This window comes from Streptococcus sp. GMD6S (genome assembly GCF_000297015.1).
Genome location: NZ_AJRH01000007.1, coordinates 31191 through 52293, shown reverse-complemented (window position 1 = coordinate 52293; position 21103 = coordinate 31191). Strand labels below are relative to the sequence as shown.

General features: G+C 42.0%; 21 protein-coding genes and 1 tRNA gene. 5 read left to right on the top strand and 17 right to left on the bottom strand.

Annotated elements, in window-relative coordinates:
- Nucleotides 1–203: 203 nt before the first annotated feature.
- Both trkA and GMD6S_RS02085 read left to right on the top strand, forming a co-directional pair.
- A complete protein-coding gene (trkA, locus tag GMD6S_RS02090; RefSeq protein WP_000706815.1) occupies nt 204–1553 on the top strand; it encodes a Trk system potassium transporter TrkA in 1350 nt (449 codons plus the stop codon).
- Nucleotides 1554–1556: 3 nt separating this feature from the next.
- Nucleotides 1557–2996, top strand: a complete 1440-nt coding sequence (locus GMD6S_RS02085) for a TrkH family potassium uptake protein (RefSeq protein WP_001043432.1) — start codon at nt 1557–1559, stop codon at nt 2994–2996.
- Nucleotides 2997–3084: 88 nt separating this feature from the next.
- Here the strand turns inward: GMD6S_RS02085 and GMD6S_RS02080 are convergent, their stop codons facing one another.
- The 5 genes from GMD6S_RS02080 to GMD6S_RS02060 all read right to left on the bottom strand — a co-directional run bounded on the left by GMD6S_RS02080 (nt 3085) and on the right by GMD6S_RS02060 (nt 9569).
- The gene (locus GMD6S_RS02080; RefSeq protein WP_001291310.1) at nt 3085–4014 is read right to left on the bottom strand and encodes an ATP-binding cassette domain-containing protein; all 930 of its coding nucleotides are present in this window, start codon (nt 4012–4014) and stop codon (nt 3085–3087) included.
- Between the two features lie 10 nt (nt 4015–4024).
- Nucleotides 4025–5092, bottom strand: a complete 1068-nt coding sequence (locus tag GMD6S_RS02075; RefSeq protein WP_000589650.1) for an ABC transporter ATP-binding protein — start codon at nt 5090–5092, stop codon at nt 4025–4027.
- 8 nt (nt 5093–5100) lie between these two features.
- A complete protein-coding gene (gene oppC, locus GMD6S_RS02070; protein ID WP_000103692.1) occupies nt 5101–6027 on the bottom strand; it encodes an oligopeptide ABC transporter permease OppC in 927 nt (308 codons plus the stop codon).
- Nucleotides 6027–7523 carry an ABC transporter permease gene (locus tag GMD6S_RS02065; RefSeq protein WP_000759891.1) on the bottom strand — a complete coding sequence of 499 codons (1497 nt, stop codon included), beginning with the start codon at nt 7521–7523 and terminating at the stop codon, nt 6027–6029. The genes oppC and GMD6S_RS02065 overlap by 1 nt, the downstream gene beginning before the upstream one ends.
- 66 nt (nt 7524–7589) lie before the next feature.
- The gene (locus GMD6S_RS02060; protein WP_000749704.1) at nt 7590–9569 is read right to left on the bottom strand and encodes a peptide ABC transporter substrate-binding protein; all 1980 of its coding nucleotides are present in this window, start codon (nt 9567–9569) and stop codon (nt 7590–7592) included.
- Nucleotides 9570–9868: 299 nt separating this feature from the next.
- On the opposite strand from GMD6S_RS02060, the gene GMD6S_RS02055 reads away from it, so the two are divergent.
- Nucleotides 9869–9939: transfer RNA gene (locus GMD6S_RS02055), tRNA-Cys, on the top strand.
- A 134-nt stretch (nt 9940–10073) separates the two neighbouring features.
- Here the strand turns inward: GMD6S_RS02055 and GMD6S_RS02050 are convergent.
- From GMD6S_RS02050 to GMD6S_RS02005, 11 genes are all read right to left on the bottom strand, one after another.
- Nucleotides 10074–11405, bottom strand: coding sequence for a hemolysin family protein (locus GMD6S_RS02050; protein ID WP_000390022.1), 1332 nt, complete (start codon nt 11403–11405; stop codon nt 10074–10076).
- Nucleotides 11406–11540: 135 nt separating this feature from the next.
- Entirely contained in the window at nt 11541–12365 is an 825-nt protein-coding gene (locus GMD6S_RS02045) for a DNA/RNA non-specific endonuclease (RefSeq protein ID WP_000358998.1), read from the bottom strand.
- 40 nt (nt 12366–12405) lie between these two features.
- Nucleotides 12406–12600, bottom strand: a complete 195-nt coding sequence (locus GMD6S_RS02040) for a DNA-directed RNA polymerase subunit beta (protein ID WP_000739701.1) — start codon at nt 12598–12600, stop codon at nt 12406–12408.
- A complete protein-coding gene (murA, locus tag GMD6S_RS02035; protein ID WP_000411919.1) occupies nt 12587–13870 on the bottom strand; it encodes a UDP-N-acetylglucosamine 1-carboxyvinyltransferase in 1284 nt (427 codons plus the stop codon). The genes GMD6S_RS02040 and murA overlap by 14 nt, the downstream gene beginning before the upstream one ends.
- Before the next feature lie 23 nt (nt 13871–13893).
- Complete coding sequence (locus tag GMD6S_RS12085) at nt 13894–14124, bottom strand: DUF1146 family protein (RefSeq protein ID WP_008289067.1); 231 nt, start codon at nt 14122–14124, stop codon at nt 13894–13896.
- 55 nt (nt 14125–14179) lie between these two features.
- A complete protein-coding gene (locus GMD6S_RS02030) occupies nt 14180–15217 on the bottom strand; it encodes a SepM family pheromone-processing serine protease (RefSeq protein WP_000730776.1) in 1038 nt (345 codons plus the stop codon).
- The gene (coaD, locus tag GMD6S_RS02025; RefSeq protein WP_001280714.1) at nt 15201–15689 is read right to left on the bottom strand and encodes a pantetheine-phosphate adenylyltransferase; all 489 of its coding nucleotides are present in this window, start codon (nt 15687–15689) and stop codon (nt 15201–15203) included. Before coaD ends, GMD6S_RS02030 begins: the two co-directional genes overlap by 17 nt.
- Nucleotides 15679–16218: a 16S rRNA (guanine(966)-N(2))-methyltransferase RsmD gene (gene rsmD, locus GMD6S_RS02020; RefSeq protein WP_000706939.1), complete on the bottom strand. Its 540-nt coding sequence runs from the start codon at nt 16216–16218 to the stop codon at nt 15679–15681. Before rsmD ends, coaD begins: the two co-directional genes overlap by 11 nt.
- Before the next feature lie 64 nt (nt 16219–16282).
- Nucleotides 16283–17275 (bottom strand): aspartate--ammonia ligase, encoded by a 993-nt coding sequence (asnA, locus tag GMD6S_RS02015; protein ID WP_000747998.1) that lies wholly within the window; start codon nt 17273–17275, stop codon nt 16283–16285.
- Nucleotides 17276–17384: 109 nt separating this feature from the next.
- Complete coding sequence (locus GMD6S_RS02010; RefSeq protein WP_001076860.1) at nt 17385–18068, bottom strand: Bax inhibitor-1/YccA family protein; 684 nt, start codon at nt 18066–18068, stop codon at nt 17385–17387.
- 54 nt (nt 18069–18122) lie between these two features.
- Nucleotides 18123–18863: a TrmH family RNA methyltransferase gene (locus GMD6S_RS02005; protein ID WP_008289068.1), complete on the bottom strand. Its 741-nt coding sequence runs from the start codon at nt 18861–18863 to the stop codon at nt 18123–18125.
- A gap of 33 nt (nt 18864–18896) precedes the next feature.
- Between GMD6S_RS02005 and GMD6S_RS02000 the strand changes: the two genes are divergently transcribed.
- Entirely contained in the window at nt 18897–19175 is a 279-nt protein-coding gene (locus GMD6S_RS02000; protein WP_001174609.1) for an acylphosphatase, read from the top strand.
- 77 nt (nt 19176–19252) lie between these two features.
- Nucleotides 19253–20182 carry a membrane protein insertase YidC gene (gene yidC / locus GMD6S_RS01995; protein ID WP_008289070.1) on the top strand — a complete coding sequence of 310 codons (930 nt, stop codon included), beginning with the start codon at nt 19253–19255 and terminating at the stop codon, nt 20180–20182.
- Between the two features lie 71 nt (nt 20183–20253).
- Here the strand turns inward: yidC and pflA are convergent, their stop codons facing one another.
- A complete protein-coding gene (gene pflA / locus GMD6S_RS01990; protein WP_001288281.1) occupies nt 20254–21048 on the bottom strand; it encodes a pyruvate formate-lyase-activating protein in 795 nt (264 codons plus the stop codon).
- Nucleotides 21049–21103: the final 55 nt, after the last annotated feature.

The following is a 21103-nucleotide window of genomic DNA, read 5'->3' as shown; positions in this document are numbered from 1 at the left end:
TTTCATGTTTGGTCATTCCCTTTCTGAAAAGGTATAGTAAAAGAGCCAAATCACTTCAAATCGGAGACATCGTTATAGAAATTAAGCAAATGTATCTTCAAAACGTGAAAAAGGCCTTTCTTCCCTTAAAAATCGCCTTAGCAAGTGCATTTTTTGCTAAAAAAGGGTATGATAGTTACATCATGAAAAAGTAGGTTTTTTATATGAAAATTGTCCTCGTTGGTGGAGGGAAAGTTGGTTTCGCCCTCTGTCGTTCACTGGTTGCAGAAAACCATGACGTTGTCCTCATCGAACAAGATGAGGCTGTCCTCAATCACATTGTCAGTCGCTATGATATCATAGGTCTCCTTGGAAATGGGGCTGACTTTGCCATCTTGGAGCAAGCCAGTGTTCAAGAGTGCGATATCTTTATCGCCCTAACCGAACACGATGAAGTGAATATGATTTCAGCGGTACTTGCTAAAAAAATGGGCGCTAAAGAAACCATCGTTCGGGTTCGAAATCCTGAATACTCTAATGCCTATTTTAAAGAGAAAAATATTCTTGGATTTTCACTTATTGTTAATCCAGAGCTCCTGGCAGCGCGTGCGATCTCAAATATCATTGATTTCCCTAATGCCCTCTCTGTCGAACGATTTGCTGGAGGTCGGGTCAGTCTCATGGAGTTTGTTGTCAAGGATTCTAGCGGTCTTTGTCAAATGCCAATCTCTGACTTCCGTAGAAAGTTTGGGAATGTCATTGTCTGTGCTATGGAGAGAGATCATCAACTGATGATTCCAAGCGGTGATGTTATTATCCAAGACAAGGATAGGATTTTTGTTACAGGAAATCGCGTAGATATGATGCTTTTCCATAACTATTTTAAATCTCGTGCAGTGAAAAGCTTGCTTATCGTTGGAGCTGGAAAGATCGCTTATTATCTACTCGGCATTTTAAAAGACAGTCGCATTGATACCAAGGTCATCGAGATCAATCCTGAAAGAGCTCGTTTCTTCAGCGAAAAGTTCCCCAATCTCTATATTGTCCAAGGGGATGGAACTGCAAAAGACATTTTGCTGGAAGAAAGTGCTCCCCACTATGATGCAGTCGCAACCTTAACTGGGGTTGATGAGGAAAATATCATCACCTCAATGTTTCTTGACCGAGTTGGCGTCCATAAGAATATCACCAAGGTCAACCGAACAAGCCTTCTAGAGATTATCCACGCGCCTGATTTTTCGAGTATCATCACACCAAAAAGCATCGCAGTGGATACCATTATGCACTTTATCCGTGGTCGAGTAAACGCTCAGTATTCAGATCTTCAAGCCATGCACCATCTCGCAAATGGTCAAATTGAAACTCTCCAATTCCAAATCAAGGAAGCTAATAAAATGACTGCCAAACCTCTATCACAGTTGAAATTGAAAAAAGGGGTTCTCATTGCAGCCATTATCCGAAAAGGAAAAACAATCTTCCCTACTGGAGAGGATATGCTTGAGGTGGGAGACAAGTTACTCGTGACGACCTTATTGCCAAATATCACCAAAATTTATGATTTGATTGAGAGGTAAAAAATGAATAAAAGTATGATTCGTTACCTCCTCTCAAAACTTCTCTTGATTGAGGCTGTTCTTCTCTTAGTTCCTGTTAGTGTAGCGATCTATTACCAAGAATCCAGTCAAGTATTTATCGCTCTCTTTTCTACGATTGGAATTTTAGTCCTTCTCGGTGGTCTAGGCGTTTTACGGAAACCGAAAAATCAGCGGATTTATGCCAAGGAAGGGGTCTTAATTGTTGCTCTCTGTTGGATTCTATGGTCTTTCTTTGGTGGCCTCCCCTTTGTCTTTTCAGGACAAATCCCAAGCGTCATTGATGCCTTCTTTGAAATCAGCTCTGGATTTACGACTACAGGAGCAACTATCCTAACAGATGTTTCCATTCTTACTCGTTCCCTCCTCTTCTGGAGAAGTTTCACCCACTTGATTGGAGGGATGGGGGTACTCGTCTTTGCACTTGCCATTATGGACAATGCCAAGAATAGTCACTTGGAGGTGATGAAGGCTGAGGTCCCTGGTCCTGTCTTTGGTAAGGTCGTATCCAAACTAAAAAACACTGCCCAGATCCTCTATCTGCTTTATCTGGCTCTCTTCTCCCTTTTTGTGGTTATCTACTACCTAGCAGGCATGCCTCTCTATGATAGTTTTGTCATCGCTATGGGAACGGCAGGAACTGGGGGCTTTACCGTCTATAACGACGGAATTGCCCACTATGGTAGCTCACTCATCACCTATCTAGTTAGTATCGGAGTTCTGGTTTTTGGAGTTAACTTCAATCTCTACTACTACCTCATGCTCCGTCGGGTTAAGGCTTTCTTTGGAGATGAAGAACTACGAGCATATATCATCATTGTCCTAGTTTCTACCGGCTTGATTACGCTTAATACGCTCCACCTCTACCAAGGTGTCTCTAAAAGTGTTGAAATGGCCTTCTTCCAAGTTTCCAATATCATCACAACAACAGGTTTTGGTTACGGAGATATTACCAACTGGCCCCTCTTCTCCCAATTTATCCTCCTCTTCCTCATGGGAATCGGTGGATCAGCTGGCTCAACTGCAGGTGGTCTTAAGGTGATCAGAGGACTTATCCTCTCTAAAATCGCAAAAAATCAGATTTTGTCCACCTTATCCCCTCACCGTGTTTTGACTCTACACGTCAATAAAACTGTGATTGATAAGGATACCCAGCACAAAATTCTTAAATATTTTGCTATCTATATGATGATCATTCTCTCTCTCATCTTTATCGTCAGTCTTGATAGTAATGATTTTCTAGTCGTGACCAGTGCGGTCTTCAGCTGTTTTAACAATATCGGACCTATTCTAGGCACAACCTCGAGTTTTGCCATCTTTAGTCCCATCTCTAAAATCCTCCTCTCCTTTGCAATGATTGCAGGTCGCTTAGAGATATACCCAATTTTGCTGCTCTTTATGAACCGTACCTGGTCTAAACGTTAATTACAATACAATCCCCCTTTTACAAGCTAGTAGAAGGGGAATTTTTCTATTAAAAATGAGAAGACCTTTCGGTCCTCTCCTAATTTGTTTAATCTTTAAGAACTTTCTTGTAACGAGCAAGTTCTGCTTGGTTAGCCCAAACATAGTGACCTGGACGAATTTCTACCATAGATGGCTTATCTGTCTCATAGTCATGTTGGTCAGGATCGTAAACTTTCAAGACCTTCTTGCGTTCCAAGATTGGATCTGGAATCGGTACAGCAGATAGAAGTGCTTGAGTGTATGGGTGGACGGGATTGTTAAACAACTCCTCTGTCTCCGCCACTTCGACGATAACTCCCTTATAGATAACCGCGATACGATCTGAGATAAAGCGAACAACTGACAAGTCATGCGCGATAAAGAGATAGGTCAAGCCCAACTCTTTTTGGAACTTCTTGAGCAAGTTCAAGACTTGCGCACGCACTGATACGTCCAAGGCTGAAATTGGCTCATCCGCAATAACGAAATCAGGTTCCATCACAAGGGCACGGGCAATCCCGATACGCTGGCGTTGCCCACCAGAAAACTCATGTGGATAGCGGGTCAAGTGTTCTTTCAAAAGTCCAACTTCATGAATCATCTTTTGAACTTTTTCTTTTCGATCTTCTTCATCTTTAAACAAGTGGTAGTTGTAAAGACCTTCAGAGATGATATAGTCAACTGTTGCACGCTCATTCAAGCTCGCTGCAGGGTCCTGGAAAATCATCTGGATGCGACGGATCAAGTCTGATGATTCCTTATGAGATTTTTTCCCATTAATCTTATGACCATCAAAGATGATCTCACCTTTACTAGTATTATTTAGACCAATAATGGCACGACCAATCGTTGTTTTCCCGCTACCAGACTCACCAACAAGAGAGAAGGTTTCTCCCTTGTTGATAAAGAAGTTGGCGTTTTTAACCGCAACAAACTTCTTACTTCCTTCACCGAAGGAAATTTCTAAATCTTTAATTTCTACTAATTTTTCAGACATTTCCTTCCTCCTAGTCTTCTAGATGAGCAAAGCCCATTTTATCACGAATCTTGTCATGCAAATCTGCAATGACTCCAGGTTTTTCAACTTTAGGAGCATTCTCATGAAGCAACCAAGTCTTAGCCCAGTGGGTATCAGTGACTGAAAACTGAGGTGCTTTCTGTTCAAAGTCAATTTGCATCGCATAATCTGACCGAAGGGCAAAGGCATCACCTTTCAACTCAGTATAAAGAGACGGTGGTGTTCCTGGGATAGAGTACAATTCCCCTTTATCATCAGCAAGCTGAGGCAAGCTAGACAAGAGACTCCAAGTATATGGATGACGTGGATCGTAGAAGACTTCCTCAACAGTTCCGTATTCTACAATTTCACCAGCATACATAACCGCTACCTTATCGGCAATACTTGCTACCACACCAAGGTCATGGGTGATAAAGATAATGGTAAAGTGGTACTCATTTTGCAAGGTTTTAAGCAAATCAATGATTTGCGCTTGAATGGTAACGTCAAGGGCCGTTGTTGGCTCGTCACAGATCAAGATATCTGGACGACAGGCAAGGGCAATCGCAATAACGATACGTTGGCGCATCCCTCCAGAATATTGGAAAGGATACTCTTCAAAACGTTTTTCAGCATCTGGGATTCCGACCTTGTTCATATAGTCGATTGCCATCTCTTTGGCTTCCTTAGCTGTTTTCCCTTGGTGTTTAATGATAACTTCAGTGATTTGGCTACCGATTGTATTGATTGGGTCCAAACTTGTCATAGGGTCTTGGAAGATAGTCGCAATTTTAGCACCACGAATCTTCTCCCATTCCTTGTTAGAAGTTAGAGCGGTCAAGTCTTGTCCACGATAGTCGATGCTTCCTTGGGCAATACGTCCATTGTCTTCTAACATCCCTGTAAAGGTTTTTGTTAAAACAGATTTACCAGAACCGGACTCACCTACCAAGGCCAGAACTTCTCCTTCAATCAAGTCTAGAGAAACTCCTCGGATAGCCGTCAGAACTTTGTCACGAACGTCAAATTCCACGACAATATCACGAGCAGTCAAAATTACATCTTTTCCTTTTATCATGTCTACTCCTATCTATGTGTACGTGGATCACTAGCATCCGCTAGGTTTTGACCAACAACGAAAAGAGATAGGGATACCAAGATCAAGGTTGTCAACGGAATCCAGAATAAGTAAGCGTTGGTCGTAACGTTTTGTGAGTAATCTGAGATCAAACGTCCCAAACTTGGCACTGTTACAGGCAATCCCAATCCAAAGAAGGAAAGGAAGGCTTCATAAGAGATGAAGCTTGGCAACATCAAGGTCATTGTAGAAACAATAACAGATACCAATTGTGGCATGATGTTTTTAACGATGATTTTAAAGGTTGGCGTTCCAAGTGTTTGAGAAGCAAGGTTGTATTCCAAGTCACGGTAACGCATGATTTGGATACGAATCATATAAGCAATCCCAATCCAAGTTGTCACACTCATGGCAAAAATCAGATTCCAAAAACCAGCACCGATTGAGTAAGTCAAGACAATGACAATCAAGAGAGATGGAATGTTTGAAATAATGTTATAAACTTCCATCATGACACGGTCTACAGATTTTGAAATTCCCCAGATTCCACCAACAATAACCCCAATTACAAGGTTGATAAAAGTGGCAATTACAGAGATAAGAATTGAATTACGCGCACCAAACCAAACCCCATCAAACAAGGATTTACCATTGCTATCTGTACCAAACCAATGTTCAGCATTGGGCTTGATAAAACGAGCACTAAAGTCATTGACCTTACTTACATCGTTGAAATCAAAATCGGAGAACATTGGGTAAATAAAGCTCATCAAGATAATGGCAACCAAAATTCCTAGCATAAAGACGGTTGATTTTTTCTTTAGAAATTGTCTAAATACAGAACCCCAGTATGAATAGGCAGGAGCATCAATTGTTTCAGAGGCAAAATCGTCACGTTTTACGAACTGAAATTTTTCTTTATCAATTGTTGACATTATTTGCCTCCTTTCTCTGTCAATTTAATACGTGGGTCAAGCATGGTCATCCAGATATCTCCTACAAAGAGTGAGAAGATAGAAATACACGTGAAGATGAAGACAAGACCAACTACCATTGAGTTGTTTGATGCCTTAACAGAGTCAATCAACATTTTACCCATACCTGGGAAAGCGAAGACTGTTTCTGTCAATGTTGCACCACCGATAACCCCGATTACGGCACCAGGAATACCTGAAACCAAAGGAACCATGGCATTTTTAAAGATGTGTTTATTTGAAATTTCTTTTTCAGACAAACCTTTGGCACGAGCAAAACGTACGAAGTCCTGAGATTGCAAGTCGATCATGTAACGACGAATCCAGATAGCTGTACTTGGTGCACCCAGCAAACCTAGAATGACTGCTGGCAAGACATATGAACGCCAGTCCCCTGCTCCCAAGATAGGAAATGAATCTGGCAGACCGATAGATGATCCAATCAAGCGCACGATATAAACCAAGGCAATCGTTGGAAGGGCAAGCAAGAAGGTTAGAGCACCTGTCGAGAAGCTATCAATCCAAGTATTCTTGTGGCGAGCCATAGCAGATCCAAGTGGAATCGCAATCGCATACGAAATAATCAAACCAATCAAACCAGCAACCGCTGAGCTTGCAATCATTGAAGGATATTGATAATTGCTTTCTGTAGCTGTATATGGATCGTCTTTACCATAGTTGGCTACTTCACGCGCATCTGCTTGACTTGGAGATTTGTAAGTACGAGAGTAAATATCTACAGATGAAGTCTTTTTACCTGTAGGGAATTGAACTTCTGATGTCTTAGTTTGTCCCTGACCTTGTGTGATAACTTGAAGCACTGGTGTGTTTGCATAAGTTGGGTAAGAATCTCCCAAGTTAATGTTCACAAAGTTTTGGTGTACAAATGGGAATTGATTGTTGAAATACAAAAGGTATTTGTGTTTTGTACCTGAACCAACCAATGACCAACCGATAGCAGGGTCATTTTCAAAACGAAGATAACGTTGCAAGTTTGGATTTTCAGGGTCTTGAATTTTGTTTGGATGATCAATATCAATCAAGTTCGCATAGAATTTGAAAACACGTTCAAAAATCGGAATTTCACGCGTAGCATAGAATTGACCACTTTCTGAGAACACACCAAGTGTCCAACCATTTCCTAGTTGGTTGATGTATTTTTCGTAGATTGCCTTATTGGTATCATTGGCATCCACTGTTACAGATGAGTCCATTGTGCTCGCTCTTTCTTGCAACTCTTTGGTATCGTAGTACTCGATATAGCCCATCCGTTCATAAACGGTATTTTCATAATTATCCCGCTTGTCCGGCGTCGTTGCAATCTTGTTATAGTTGGTATCCTGCTTGAAAATCAATTTTCGAGGAACCATCGTATAGATAATTGTGTAGGTCAAGGTTGTCACTAAGAAAATAGACAACAATGAACGCAATACACGCATAAAAATATATTTCTTCATATCGTTTCCTTTTAAAATCCCAAAAGAACCTTCTCCTCATGGAGAGAAAGTTCTCTTGAGAGTTATTTATTTAACGTGATTAGCCAATTCTTTTTGAACTTTTTCGTTTGATTCTTTTTTCTCTTTGAGCCATTTCTCACGAGCTTGTTCATAGTCAGCTTTGGTTACAACCTTGTCTTGCAACTGAATATATTTGAAGTATACATCTGAACCCTTATCTCCAGATTGGCTGTATGATGCAGAGAATGGTACAACACGAGAAATGATTGGTGCAGCACCACTTGATGCCATAGCTGGCAAGAAGAGTGAGCTGTCTGTCAACCAAGCTTGAGCTGCTGCGTATTTTTCATAACGAACATTCAAGTCACTTGTTTCTTTAGCAGCTTCATCAACTAGCTTATCGTATTCTTTCAAACCAACTTGAGCTGCTGCAGCATTATCTGCACCTTCGTAACCCATGTATGTTTTTGTTTGTTCAGCATTCGTTGTCTTCAAGATATCAAGATAAGTTGATGGATCTTCGTAGTCAGGGTTCCATCCAACTGCTCCTGAGAGGTCCCAATCTTCTGCCGCAGCGTTTGCAGCATAGTAAGTGATATTGTTCAACTCATCTTTAGAAATTTGTTGGATATCGATAACCACATTATCTTCACCAAGTACTGTTTCAACAGATTGTTTGAAGGATTGGATACGTGCAATATAGGCTTTAGAAGTTTGGTCTACTGGGATATCCAAGTGGATAGGGAATTTCACACCTTCTGCTTCCAATGCAGTTTTAGCTTTGGCAAATTCTGCTTTAGCTTTATCGGCGTTGAAGAGTCCATCTTGACCATCCGCAAAGTTTACGTTCTTCCATTCATCACCATAAGCAGCCATCTTTTCAGTTACCAAGTCACCGAAAGTTTTTTCGCCTGCTGAGACAAAGGTAGGTTTCACAAAGAGGTTACGAACTGCAAGAGGAGCGCCTTCTTTACCATTAATTTGTGCTGAGTAAGACGTACGGTCAAAGGCAAAGTTCAAAGCCTGACGGAAATCTTTGTTAAGAAGGGCTTTCTTAGTAGAAGTCTTCTCCTCGTCAGTTGTCTTAGAAGTGTATTTGTATCCTTGACGGTCAATATTCACACCCAAACCAGCGATACCAGGTCCTGATGGATTGTAGTAGATATTTTCCTTGTAGCTTTCTGCTACCTTAGAGTAGTTTGAACTTGTAGGGAAGAGACGGGCATAGCTATAAGCTCCACTTGTAAAGTTACGCTCAAGCGACTCTTGGTCTGATCCATCATAGAAAGCAAGAGTAACTTTATCGAGATGAACATTGTCTTTGTCCCAGTAGTTTTCATTTTTAGCGAACTCGATAGAAGACTTAGCAGTCAACCCTTTCAGCAAGAATGGACCATTGTAAAGCAAGGATGTAGGGTCTGTTGCTTTAGCAAAGTCAGCTCCTTTTGATTTTTCAAAATCTTCGTTCAATGGCCAGAAGATTGAATAAGCCATCTTAGAGTTCCAGTATGGTTCTGGTTGGTTCAAAGTATACTCAAGAGTATAATCATCAACTGCCTTTACACCTACTGAAGAAAAGTCTTTTGAATTGCCTGATAAATAATCAGACAAACCTTTAACAGAAGATTCTGCTAGGTAAAGAGCTTCTGACTTGTTATCAGCTGCGTGTTTCAAACCATTTACAAAGTCCTTCGCTTTTACTTCAGCATACTCTTCTCCGTCAGATGTAAACCATTTGACTCCTTTACGAATCTTGTAAGTATAAGTCAAACCATCTTTTGAAACGGACCAGTCCTCTGCAACTGCAGGAACTAGGTTCCCATACTTATCGTTTGTGAAAAGACCATCGATACCATTTGAAGTGGCAACCTTAGTACTTTGTTTCCCTGAAATGAGGTAATCCAACGTTTCTGGATCAGCTGTATAAACATAACCATAATTTTTTGGCGCTGTTGAATCAGATGATTTTGAAGAACCACAAGCAGCTAAAACGCCAGTTGCTAATAGGGCAATTCCTGCTGCGACAAATACTCTACTTTTTTTCATATTGTTAACTCCTCTTTGAAAAATTTAGGCTTATTGTCAATTATATCATATATTATCTAAAAAGTAAACGAATTTTCAGAATATTTAGGCGTATACCCTCAAAAAACTTCTATTTGTCAAAATTTTTGCATTCTTTATTTGTTTCTGGAAGAAATACTTTCTAGTCCGACCCTCTTTAGAATGGGATTTTTACAAGCTTTTTCTCACTTCTTCGATCATCATCTGTTTTCCTAAATTGGATTTTAGAATAAGAAACTATTGACGGGAAATGATTTTCAAGGTATAATAATAAACGTTGAGGCGGTATAGCCAAGTGGTAAGGCACGGCTCTGCAAAAGCTTGATCGTCGGTTCAAATCCGTCTACCGCCTTTCAGTACCTGAATGAACAGGAATTAACCAAATGAAAAGCCCGTAAAATCGGGCTTTTTCTGTTATTCCTAATAAGTGGGGATAACTGTATCTACCATCTAGATTTACAAAAAGCAGTGACTCAAGTCACTGCTTTATTCTGTTTCTTCTTCAGGTTCTAGTTCTGTAATTTGAACTTTTACCTTGGTAACACGTCCATTTTTCACCTTATCATTGGTCAGGACGATTTGTTTGTTTTGACTGACCAGTTCATAACTGATTTTTTCAGTTGTTGGAATCGTACCAACACCCGTCAAATAATAACCGGCGATGGTATCCACATCATCGCTTTCTAGTTCGACACCAAAGTAGTTATTGAAGTCGTTAAGATTCATGGTTCCCTGTGCAATATAGGTGTCCTCACCGATTTGATGGACTTCGATTTCTGCCCTATCGGTCTCGTCATCAATCTCACCGACAATCTCTTCTAAAAGATCTTCCAGAGTTACCAAACCAGCCATACCACCATATTCATCGAGCAAAATGGCCATTTGTCTTTGGGTATTTCGCAATTCTTTTAGCAAGTCATCCACAAAAATGGTTTCAGGAACAAAGAGTGGATCTTGTAAGATCTTCTTCCAGACAATATTTTCAAAGCCATCTGCATAGGCAGCGTTTAGCAAACGCTTGGTATGAATCAAACCAATCACATTGTCCTTATCCCCATCATAAACTGGGATACGGGAAAAGTTTTGTTTTAAAATACTTTGGATAATGGTTTGACTATCATCCTGAATATCCACCATAAAGGCATCTGTCCGAGGAACCATGACTTCTCTCGCCATCAGCTCATCTAGAGAGAAGATCCCTTGTAACATCTCGATTTCGTCTGCATCCAAAGTCTCCTCACTTTTGGTCAACATGTACTCAATTTCATCTCGAGTCATTTTTTCATCCGCATCATCAAAGGTCATTGGCGTTAAACGACTCAAGAGATTGGTTGAAGCAGATAACAACCAGACAAAGGGACTGACAATCTTCCCAAGCCCAATGATAATCGGAACAGAGCGAATGGCTAAGGCATCTTTTAGATTAAGGGCAATCCGTTTAGGATAGAGTTCACCAAAAACAATAGAGATGTAGGTCAAGAATGCCAAAGAGAGGAAACTTGCAATGGCATAAGTTGTTTCTCCATTCCCCATCCAAGAGGCAATTACTTGTCCAAGTGTATCTGCCAATTTTGCCCCTGACAAGATCGTGATCAAGGTGATACCGACTTGAATGGTTGATAAAAAGTGGTTAGGATTTTCAAGTACCTTTAACAAACGGACGTAACGTTTGTCTCCCTCTTCTGCTTTTTGCTCAACTCGGGAACGGTTTAGTGACACCATTGCCATTTCAGTGGCTGAGAAAAAAGCATTTAACAAGGTCAAGATAAATAACAATACAAACTGTAGCAACAAATTCTGACTGCTCGGGTCTTCCATAGTCCTTCTCCTAAAATAGTATCTTGTGTTTCATTATATCATAAAATCTCTCAGGATTCACATTATTTTTCATTTAAACAACAGCTCCCCTGCCTCTAAAAGACAAAGGAGCTGTTTTTATAGTATCTATTGTTTCTAGTCCGTCACTGTTACTTGCCCTGTTCGGTAATCAAGCTGGATTCCCTTTTGAACATTGGGGATTAGGACATTGAATTCCAATTCGCCATCTGAAGACTTGGCTTCGATTTGTGAAGCGGATGGAACTAGGTCCTCATTTGTCGCATAGTGGAGCGTCACGCGATAACGGACCCTCTTGTTTTGGTCCAAGGCTTTTCTGACCAAACTCTCATAGTAGTTCTGACCTGTCGAATCCTCAGCCTGCGCTTGGTTAGCCCAAGCTGTCTGAACTGCAATATTCTTGGGATTGCTGGTAGAGGCATCAAAACCATCCAAACCACCTATCAAAGCATAACCCAGCAGGTGTCCTCTATCAACTGCATGTGTATAGGACCCCTTTAGATTCTTGACCTGATGCCATCCTGGTGGCGTCCAAGAGGTGGAGCCATTTCCAGTCTCTTCACGATTTTTATACTGCCGAGTCGCTTTGGATAAGATGGCATTGGCAACCGTTGGAACTGTTTCTTTTCCCACTGTCTTTGTTTTATTATCCGCATAGGGTTTGCTAGAAACCTTGGCATCTAGATTGGTTTTATTGCCATTGACAATAAAGGCTCCTGCTCCATTCCACTCAAGCCCCCCCTTGATTTGGTTTTTGATTAACTCAGTTAAGACACTTTCAGCTAGCTCCTGACTGGGAGCTTCTGAAGCTTGTTTTTTCTGACTAACCTTGGTTCTAGGGGTGTTTGGCGCTGTCTGCATCTGCTTGATATAGTAGCTTCCAGCAGCCAAGAGTAAGAATATAAGTAACCCTATCAGAGCTTGTCTTGTTTTTTTGTCCATTTTTCTCCTTATTTCTTTAGAAAAAGACTGGTCTCCCAGTCTAATTTCCTGTAAATTTGCTAATCAATTCCTGCCACTTTGCTGGAGACAAGATTGCCCATGGATCCTGTCCCTTTCCTAGGATTCCATAGCCTACCATCAAGCCGATTCCTAAAGCCAGAAAGCCTAGCAATAGTACGATAAAAATCAACAGTAAACGACGGAGTACATAGCGTAAGTTTTTATTCTTCTTCATCATTTGCCTCGATTCGCTGAATCTTCGCTCCTAGCTGAGCCAATTTCTCATGGAAACGGTAGTAACCTCTATCAAGGTGGACTAATTTACCGACAACTGTTTCTCCTTGCACCACCAGACCTGTCAAAATCAAGGAAGCACTAGCGCGAAGGTCCGTTGATAGAACTTCTGCCCCCTGTAAAGCCTGTCCCCCAACAATACGAGCTGTGTCACGGATAATCTCTGAGTGCAAGCCCATACGGCGCATTTCCTCCAAGTGTTGGAAGCGATTCTCGAACACCGTTTCCACCATGGTGGATTCCCCTTTTGCGACTGTCATCAGAGCTGTAAATTGCGCCTGCATATCTGTTGGGAATCCTGGATGTGGTAAAGTTTTTACATGAACAGCCTTGAGATTTTCAAGTTGAGAACGAACACGGATGCCTTCTGATTCCTCTGTCACTTCAACGCCCATTTCAAGTAGTTTTGAAATCAAGGGGCGATTGTGTTCCCAGACTGCATCACGAACGAGGACATCTCCACCAGTCATAGCTGCCGCTACCATAAAGGTTCCGGCTTCGATACGATCCTGTACCACATTGTGGGTCGTACCATGGAGTTCCTCAACACCAGTCACTGTGATGGTTTCGGTACCAGCTCCCTTGACCTTGGCTCCCATTTCATTAAGGAGAATAGCAAGGTCAACAATTTCCGGCTCACGCGCAGCATTTTCAATGACCGTCACACCATCAGCTAGAGTCGCTGCCATCATGAGGTTTTGTGTTGCACCAACACTAGGAAAGTCCATGTAGATATGAGCGCCATGCAGACGCTCTGCCTTAGCTTCGATGTAACCAGCTGTCTGGGTGATCTTTGCCCCCATAGCTTCCAAGCCCTTGAGGTGGAGGTCGATTGGACGACTCCCGATGGTACATCCCCCTGGCATAGAAACTTTGGCATGTCCTACACGAGCAAGGATTGGCCCCAAGACAACGATGGATGCACGCATCTTGCTGACATACTTGTATGGAGCTTCCTCAGTGATATCACCAGTCGCATCAACCTCGACAACATGAGCTTCCTCATCAAAGTCCACCTTGGCATTCAGACCTCGAACCACTTGATTCATGGTGAAAACATCTGACAAGATTGGGACGTTCTGCAAGACTGTCTTCCCCTTACTTGCTAGAATAGTCGCTGCCAACAAGGGCAAGACTGCATTCTTTGCTCCCTCGATCGTCACACTCCCGACCAGACGATTATCTCCGCCTTGAACCACAATTTTTTCCATAGTTGTTTCCTTTACTTTTGATTTTATAATAGTCCTCTAAGCGCTTCTTGCCAAAGTTGGTACAAACTGATAAAGAATGAACTCAAGATGTAGCCCATCACCATACTAAAGAAGCCTACCAATAAACGAACCTTTTTTGTGTTAGTAGTGGTCACTTTTAAAACCTTTTCCCATCTCACAAGATCCTTCAAAAGGTAAAAACTCAAATAAATAAAGAGTATATGACTACTTAGAGTGAATAATAATTGAACCATTTGACTATTATACCATCTTATCCGCTTGCGCGCTAGTTTTCGATTTTTCTACAAATTAGGGATTGTTTTTAAGGTAATCAATTGCATCCTGCAAGGTCTTAACGGGAATGATTTTCATCTCTGTTTTGATGGTTTTGGCGGCTTCTAGGGCTGTTTCATAGTTGCTTTTCGCATTGGGATCTGCTTTTTTTGCTTCCTCAGTGACTGGATTGTCAGGGGCAAAAAAGATGTTGGCTCCCTGACGAGAGGCTGCAACTACTTTTTTATCAATTCCACCGATGTCGCCAACATTTCCATCGCGATCAATGGTTCCCGTTCCCGCAACGACGCGACCATTACGAAGTTCTGGATCTGCTATCTGAGTGTAAATAGCTAGACTAAACATGAGACCGGCGCTTGGCCCACCGATACCAGCTGTTGAAAAGCGAATGGGAACATCACTGGTCACTTCCGTACGGTCAATCAAGCCAATCCCAATCCCGTTTTTTCCGTTTTCGAGAGTGATAATTTTACCTTCTGCAGACTTGACTTTTCCGTCTTCTTCATAGGTTACCTTGACCGTGTCCCCTAATTGTTGAGAGTTGACATAGTCGACCAAGTCTTTTGAACTATCAAATGTTTTGTCATTAACAGCCGTCACGGTGTCTGCAATGTTCAGAATGCCTTTAAAAGTCGAATTATCCGTCACGGTCAAGACGTAAACTCCCAGGTACTTGAGTTCGATATCCTTTCCAGCCGTCTTCAGTCCTTGATACTTGGCCATATTTTGAGAAGTTTGCATATAGAACTGATTGATTCGCATAAACTCTGCATCAGTAGAGCCACCCGTAGTCTCCTTGGCACTTCTAATATCTGTGAAAGGCGTTAACCAAGCATAGACAAGATGCGACAGGGTGGCGTGTCGAATGCCGACTGTTACAAACTGGTAAGCTCCTGGTTCTGTGTCTTCTGTTTCATTGACTTTCAAAACGCGACGAATATCTTCCGCTCCACCTGGAACTTCTATGTAGTATGGTAAAGGTACTACAAAGGCTAAAAAAGTCAATACTAGTGCTAGGATGACATATAAGGGCCATCTAGTTTTTTTCTTCATGTTCTAATTCCTCCACAACACTGTTTGGGACATATTGCTGAATCTCCTGACCAAACTTCAGAAGTTCTCTCATGGCTGAAGAGCTAATATAAAGATGCTCTGGGCGACTATATAGGTAAATGGTTTCGATTTCTGGAGCCAGTTGATGATTGTAGTAATCAAAACTAGACTCGTATTGCAAGTCGGTGGTATTTCGCAAGCCACGGACAAGGGTCTTAGCACCCAGTCTTCTTGCAACATCTACGACTAGTTGGTCATGAGAAGCCAGCACCTCTACATTATCTAAATGCGCCACCGCTTTTTCGACTGCTCGTTTGCGATTTTCAACAGGGAGAAAACCTTGTTTGTGGGGATTGTAGAACACCCCGACATAGAGCTTATCAAAAAGTTTGCTGGCACGTTCAATGATATCCAGATGTCCATTTGTCATCGGATCAAATGAACCTGTAAATAATCCAATTTTATCTGACATAGACCGTCACCTTACTAATCCCATATATTTTTTCCTTCCAGATACCTAAGCAGGCGATTTCTTCTGGTAGTTCTACAGACTTATCGGTTTCACAGACAACCATGATCTCTTCGGAGAAAAGGTTTCTTTCTGCCATTTTTTCGATATCTGCAACGATTTGTTCCTTGGCATAGGGAGGGTCTAAAAAGACCAGGTCAAAGGGACCTTTCACTTGCTCCAAGGCCCGTTCAGCCTCCATCTTTAAGAGTTGAAATTTGGAAGCTTCCTTGGTCATTTGGATGTTTTCAGCGATGATAGCTTGCGCCTTTCGATCCCGTTCCACTAAGACAGCATGGGACATCCCACGCGAGACTGCCTCAATGGATAAACCACCACTGCCAGCATAGAGATCCAAGACACGACCGCCCTCAAAATAGGGACCTATCATGTTAAAGATAGCTCCACGCACCTTATCTGATGTCGGCCTCGTCGTCTTGCCTTCTAGCGTCTTGAGGGGACGCCCTCCGTAGATTCCTGATACGATTTTCATACCGTTTATTATACCAAATTATAGGCAAAAAGAGAAAGAAAACCGAACCTTGCGGTTCGATTCTCTACAAAATATTTTCGTACGTATCGCGGACTTCTTGAGGCCAGACACTGGTCTGAACCTCTCCGATGTGTTTCTTACGAAGAAGGAACATGGCCATCCGAGACTGTCCGATACCCCCACCAATTGTCAGTGGGAAAAGGCCGTTAAGCAAGGCTTTATGCCATTCCAGCTCAAGACGATCTTCGTCCCCTGTAAGAGCCACTTGGCGACGAAGGGTATCCTCATCTACCCGAATCCCCATTGATGAAAGTTCAAAGGCACAACCAAGAGATTCGTTCCAAACGAGAATATCGCCATTCAACCCCTTGTAGCCATTTTCAGACTCTGTTGTCCAGTCATCGTAGTCAGGTGCGCGGCCGTCATGAGGTTTGCCATCAGGCAACTCGCCACCGATACCAATCAAGAAGACTGCACCAAACTCTTTACAGATCGCATTTTCACGCTCTTTCGGTGTTAGATCTGGATAGCGTTCCACCAACTCTTCTGTGTGAATGAAGGTGATTTGTTTTGGCAAGATGGATTCGATATCGTAGCGGGCTTCTACGGCTAGCTCTGTCAGACGGATAGCCTTGTAAATCTTCTCAACAGTTTCCTTGAGATAGGCGATATTGCGTTGACCGTTTGGGATAACCTTCTCCCAGTCCCACTGGTCCACATAAACTGAGTGGGTCGCGTCGAGCGAATCTTCGTCTGGACGAAGGGCCTTCATATGAACAAACAGACCTTCACCTTCACCGAAACCAAAACGAGCCAAGGTGTGGCGTTTCCATTTGGCAAGTGAGTGAACGACTTCATAGGTTTCATCTGGAATCTGCAAAACCTTGACAGATACTGGATTTTCGACACCTGATAGGTTGTCCTGCATCCCATCCCCGACCTTGCTCAAGATAGGACCTTGAACTTCAACAACTTCTAACTTATCTTTCAAATACTGGGTAAAAGTGTTCTTCACAAAGGAAATTTCTTCTTGTTGATGAATAAAACTTTTCTTCATAAACAGCTCCTCAAAAATTAGTTAAAAGCATTATACACCTATTTCCAAGAAAAGAAAAGAGTAAATAAGAAAAAGTCAGTGCTCTTTTGAACACTGACTCTGTCATTCATTAATCATTTCGACCAAAGATTCGTAAGATGCTAAGGAAGAGGTTGATAAAGTCTAGATAGATGCTGAGCGCCATTGAGATGACCCATCCTGTCGCTACTTGCCCTCGTGACTGCTCATAAACATAGCGAATCTTTTGGTTGTCCCAAGCAATCAAACCTGAGAAAACCAAGACCATGGCAATACTAATCATGTAGTCAAAGAAACTATTGGCTAGAAAGAGGTTAACGACCATGGCAATAATTAACCCGACAAGCGCAGCCATCAGAGCTCGTCCCATTCCACTCAAATCTTTCTTGGTGAAAATTCCGATTGCCGCCATGACAAAGAAGAGAAGGGCACTGGATACAAAGGCTGATAAGACGGTCCCAGGTGTATAGAGGGCTACGACAAAGCTGAGCGTAAAGCCATTTAAAACAGAATAAACTAAAAATACTGGGAGAGCTGCTGGGCTATTTTTTGTAGCCATGCTACTTGCAACAAAGACTAAACCAAGTTCTGCAAAAGTTGCAATCATCAACCAGAGACGGCCATGCATTAAAAAGTAAGTCAATTGAGCTTGGAAGACTGTCAACATCAAAGCTGACACGAGAGCCGATAGACCAATCCCAAGTCCCACAAAAGCATAAACCTTAGCGTAAAATTGATTAAGACCTGAACGTTCTTGAATAATCGTTTGATTCATTCTGATTCTCCTTTTTCTATAAATATGTCTTGATTATAACAAAGATTTTATAAATTAGCTAAAATAAAACATCAAAATTCCTGCTGCAACTGCTACGTTGAGACTTTCTGCTCGGCCTTTCATGCCAATATGAACCAGCTGATCAGCACTCTCAGCCATGACAGAACTAATCCCCTGCCCTTCATTTCCCATGACTAAAACAAAGTTCTCTAGTGAAGAAAGCTCACGATAATCCTTTGACTCTCTCGATAAGGTCGTTGCCAGAATGGGCAAATTGCTCTTCTTTGCCTCTTCTACAAAGCTGACAAGAGGCATACGATAGATAGGCAAATGAAAATGACTTCCTTGCATGGAACGCAGGGTCTTGAGACTGTATATATCTGCTGACTTGTCTGAAACAATAACCCCTGTAAAACCTGCCGCATCCGCCGTCCGAATCATGGTGCCCACATTACCAGGATCTTGAACATCCTCTAAAAATAGATACTTGCCCTGATGGAGATCAGGCAGTCCCACTTCTTCTTTTTGAATCACTGCAACAATGCCTTGAGGAGTTTGCGTATCTGCCAAATCTAGCAAAATCTCCTCTGAAACCCAAATAGTTTGAGGAAAAGCAACTAGCTGATCTCGGTAACTTTCTAGGGCAAAGACCTTTTCAATCGTCACTCCTGCTTGAACAGCTTCTTCGAATAAGTGCCAGCCTTCAATCAAATAAGCAGACTTTCGATATTTTTTTTGATGTAATTTCTTGGCATTTTTTACCACAGAATTGGCTTTTGAGGTTATAATAGTCATAGAAATATTATAACACAATCAAAGGGGTTTGGTATGCAAAAGGTTAGAATGATTGCCCAAGGCAGGGTGCAGGGTGTTGGTTTTCGTTGGGGTGTTGTTACTTTAGCTCTTGAAATCGGTGGCATCACTGGTCGTGTCTGGAATAACGACGATGGCACAGTGGAAATTCTTGCTCAGGCAGACTCCTCTGCCACTATGGCAAAATTTATCCAAGAAATCCGAAAAGGTCCGACACCTTTTTCAAAAGTTACCTATCTAGATGTACAAATGAGCAACTTTTCATCCTATTCGGACTTCAAAGTCGCAAATTAGGTCTCTAGAACTATTGTATATTTTACAAAAAAACAGTAGAATAGAAAGGTATAATTTTTAAAGAAGGAATGAAAACATTGAAATCTATTAAACGTTTTGCCCTCTCTGCTATGGGAGTGGCTATGCTACTCGTCTTGACAGGCTGTGTCCAAGTAGACAAAGCCACAGGACAACCTACAGGATTGATTTGGAATACCATCGGAGCACCTATGGCTGAAGCTATCAAGTACTTCGCTACTGATAAAGGTCTAGGCTTTGGTGTGGCTATCATCATCGTAACCATCATCGTGCGCTTGATTATCTTGCCACTTGGTATCTACCAATCATGGAAGGCAACGCTTCACTCTGAAAAGATGAATGCCCTCAAACACGTGCTTGAACCACATCAAACACGTCTCAAAGAAGCAACCACTCAAGAAGAAAAACTTGAGGCTCAACAAGCTCTCTTTGCAGCTCAGAAAGAACATGGCATTAGCATGTTCGGTGGTGTAGGATGTTTCCCTATCCTCATTCAAATGCCTTTCTTCTCTGCTATCTACTTTGCAGCCCAATACACTGACGGGGTAGCTAGCTCTACCTTCTTGGGTATCGATCTTGGTTCACCAAGTCTGCTCCTTGTCGCTTTCGCTGGTATCCTCTACTATCTCCAATCACTTCTTTCACTTCATGGAGTAGAAGACGAGATGCAAAGAGCACAGCTCAAGAAAATGATTTACGTGAGTCCACTCATGATTGTCGTCTTCTCCTTCTTCGCACCAGCAAGTGTGACGCTTTACTGGGTTGTCGGTGGTTTCATGATGATTCTCCAACAGTTCATCGTTAACTATGTTGTTCGTCCAAAACTCCGCAAAAAAGTTCGTGAAGAATTTGCAAAAAACCCACCAAAAGCAAGTTCATTTTCAACTGGAGGCGGACGCAAAGATGTCACTCCAAACCAAGCAACTGCGATCATGACTAATAAGAAACATAAAAAACGCAATGCTGGTAAACAACATTCTAGAAAATAAGAAAAAGGCTTAGCTGAGAGGCTAAGTCTTTTTGCATCACAAAAGCCCGATGTCTCCATCAGGCTTCTTTTTTATCCATGAACACGTTTCATGTAATCTTGGTAACTTTCTGTATCCATTAATTCCTTGGCATTCTTGACACGGTCTGCTGTTGGAGGTTTGACCCCTTCAAGCGAATAAGGAATCCCTAGTTCACGCCACTTGAATTCTCCCATCGTATGATAAGGTAGGATTTCAAACTTGTCAACATTTTTGAGGGTCTTGACAAACTTACCAAGTTCGATCAAATCCTCATCTCTATCTGTCAATCCTGGAACCAGCACGTGGCGAATCCAAACAGGCTTCCCGATATCTGATAGGTACTGGGCACAGGCCAAGATGTTTTTATTGGTTTGGCTTGTGACAATCTTGTGCTGTTCTTCGTTGATTTCCTTGATATCCAGAAGAACCAAGTCTGTTACCGCCATGAGTTTATTAAACTTTTCGAGATAACGTGGTTTATTACGGAACGGAAGGGCACAGGTATCCAAGGTACAGTGGATTCCTTTTTCCTTGGCCTTGGTAAAGAGGGCAATTAGGAAATCAATCTGTAAGAGGGCTTCTCCACCACTGACAGTGATTCCTCCCTTGTCTCCCCAGAAACCACGGTAGCGAAGGGCTTCTGTCAAGACATCGTCTACTGTCCGTTCGCGTGATTTATTGGTCTCCATAGCCCATGTGTCTGGGTTATGGCAGTACTGGCAACGCATGTGACAGCCCTGCAAAAAGACAATAAACCGAATCCCAGGGCCATCTACCGCCCCAAAACTCTCTGTCGAATGCACCATTCCTGTCACTTGTCCATAGTCAATTGTTTCTTCAGACATATCGTCACCTTCCTTGAAACCGTTTTATAGTTTTATTATATCACGAGTAAGGTGA

Coding starts and splice junctions, on each gene's coding strand:
- trkA (WP_000706815.1), top strand. CDS start 204: ATGAAAATTGTCCTCGTTGGTGGAGGGAAAGTTGGTTTCGCCCTCTGT.
- GMD6S_RS02085 (WP_001043432.1), top strand. CDS start 1,557: ATGAATAAAAGTATGATTCGTTACCTCCTCTCAAAACTTCTCTTGATT.
- GMD6S_RS02080 (WP_001291310.1), bottom strand. CDS start 4,014: ATGTCTGAAAAATTAGTAGAAATTAAAGATTTAGAAATTTCCTTCGGT.
- GMD6S_RS02075 (WP_000589650.1), bottom strand. CDS start 5,092: ATGATAAAAGGAAAAGATGTAATTTTGACTGCTCGTGATATTGTCGTG.
- oppC (WP_000103692.1), bottom strand. CDS start 6,027: ATGTCAACAATTGATAAAGAAAAATTTCAGTTCGTAAAACGTGACGAT.
- GMD6S_RS02065 (WP_000759891.1), bottom strand. CDS start 7,523: ATGAAGAAATATATTTTTATGCGTGTATTGCGTTCATTGTTGTCTATT.
- GMD6S_RS02060 (WP_000749704.1), bottom strand. CDS start 9,569: ATGAAAAAAAGTAGAGTATTTGTCGCAGCAGGAATTGCCCTATTAGCA.
- GMD6S_RS02050 (WP_000390022.1), bottom strand. CDS start 11,405: ATGGAAGACCCGAGCAGTCAGAATTTGTTGCTACAGTTTGTATTGTTA.
- GMD6S_RS02045 (WP_000358998.1), bottom strand. CDS start 12,365: ATGGACAAAAAAACAAGACAAGCTCTGATAGGGTTACTTATATTCTTA.
- GMD6S_RS02040 (WP_000739701.1), bottom strand. CDS start 12,600: ATGAAGAAGAATAAAAACTTACGCTATGTACTCCGTCGTTTACTGTTG.
- murA (WP_000411919.1), bottom strand. CDS start 13,870: ATGGAAAAAATTGTGGTTCAAGGCGGAGATAATCGTCTGGTCGGGAGT.
- GMD6S_RS12085 (WP_008289067.1), bottom strand. CDS start 14,124: ATGGTTCAATTATTATTCACTCTAAGTAGTCATATACTCTTTATTTAT.
- GMD6S_RS02030 (WP_000730776.1), bottom strand. CDS start 15,217: ATGAAGAAAAAAACTAGATGGCCCTTATATGTCATCCTAGCACTAGTA.
- coaD (WP_001280714.1), bottom strand. CDS start 15,689: ATGTCAGATAAAATTGGATTATTTACAGGTTCATTTGATCCGATGACA.
- rsmD (WP_000706939.1), bottom strand. CDS start 16,218: ATGAAAATCGTATCAGGAATCTACGGAGGGCGTCCCCTCAAGACGCTA.
- asnA (WP_000747998.1), bottom strand. CDS start 17,275: ATGAAGAAAAGTTTTATTCATCAACAAGAAGAAATTTCCTTTGTGAAG.
- GMD6S_RS02010 (WP_001076860.1), bottom strand. CDS start 18,068: ATGAATCAAACGATTATTCAAGAACGTTCAGGTCTTAATCAATTTTAC.
- GMD6S_RS02005 (WP_008289068.1), bottom strand. CDS start 18,863: ATGACTATTATAACCTCAAAAGCCAATTCTGTGGTAAAAAATGCCAAG.
- GMD6S_RS02000 (WP_001174609.1), top strand. CDS start 18,897: ATGCAAAAGGTTAGAATGATTGCCCAAGGCAGGGTGCAGGGTGTTGGT.
- pflA (WP_001288281.1), bottom strand. CDS start 21,048: ATGTCTGAAGAAACAATTGACTATGGACAAGTGACAGGAATGGTGCAT.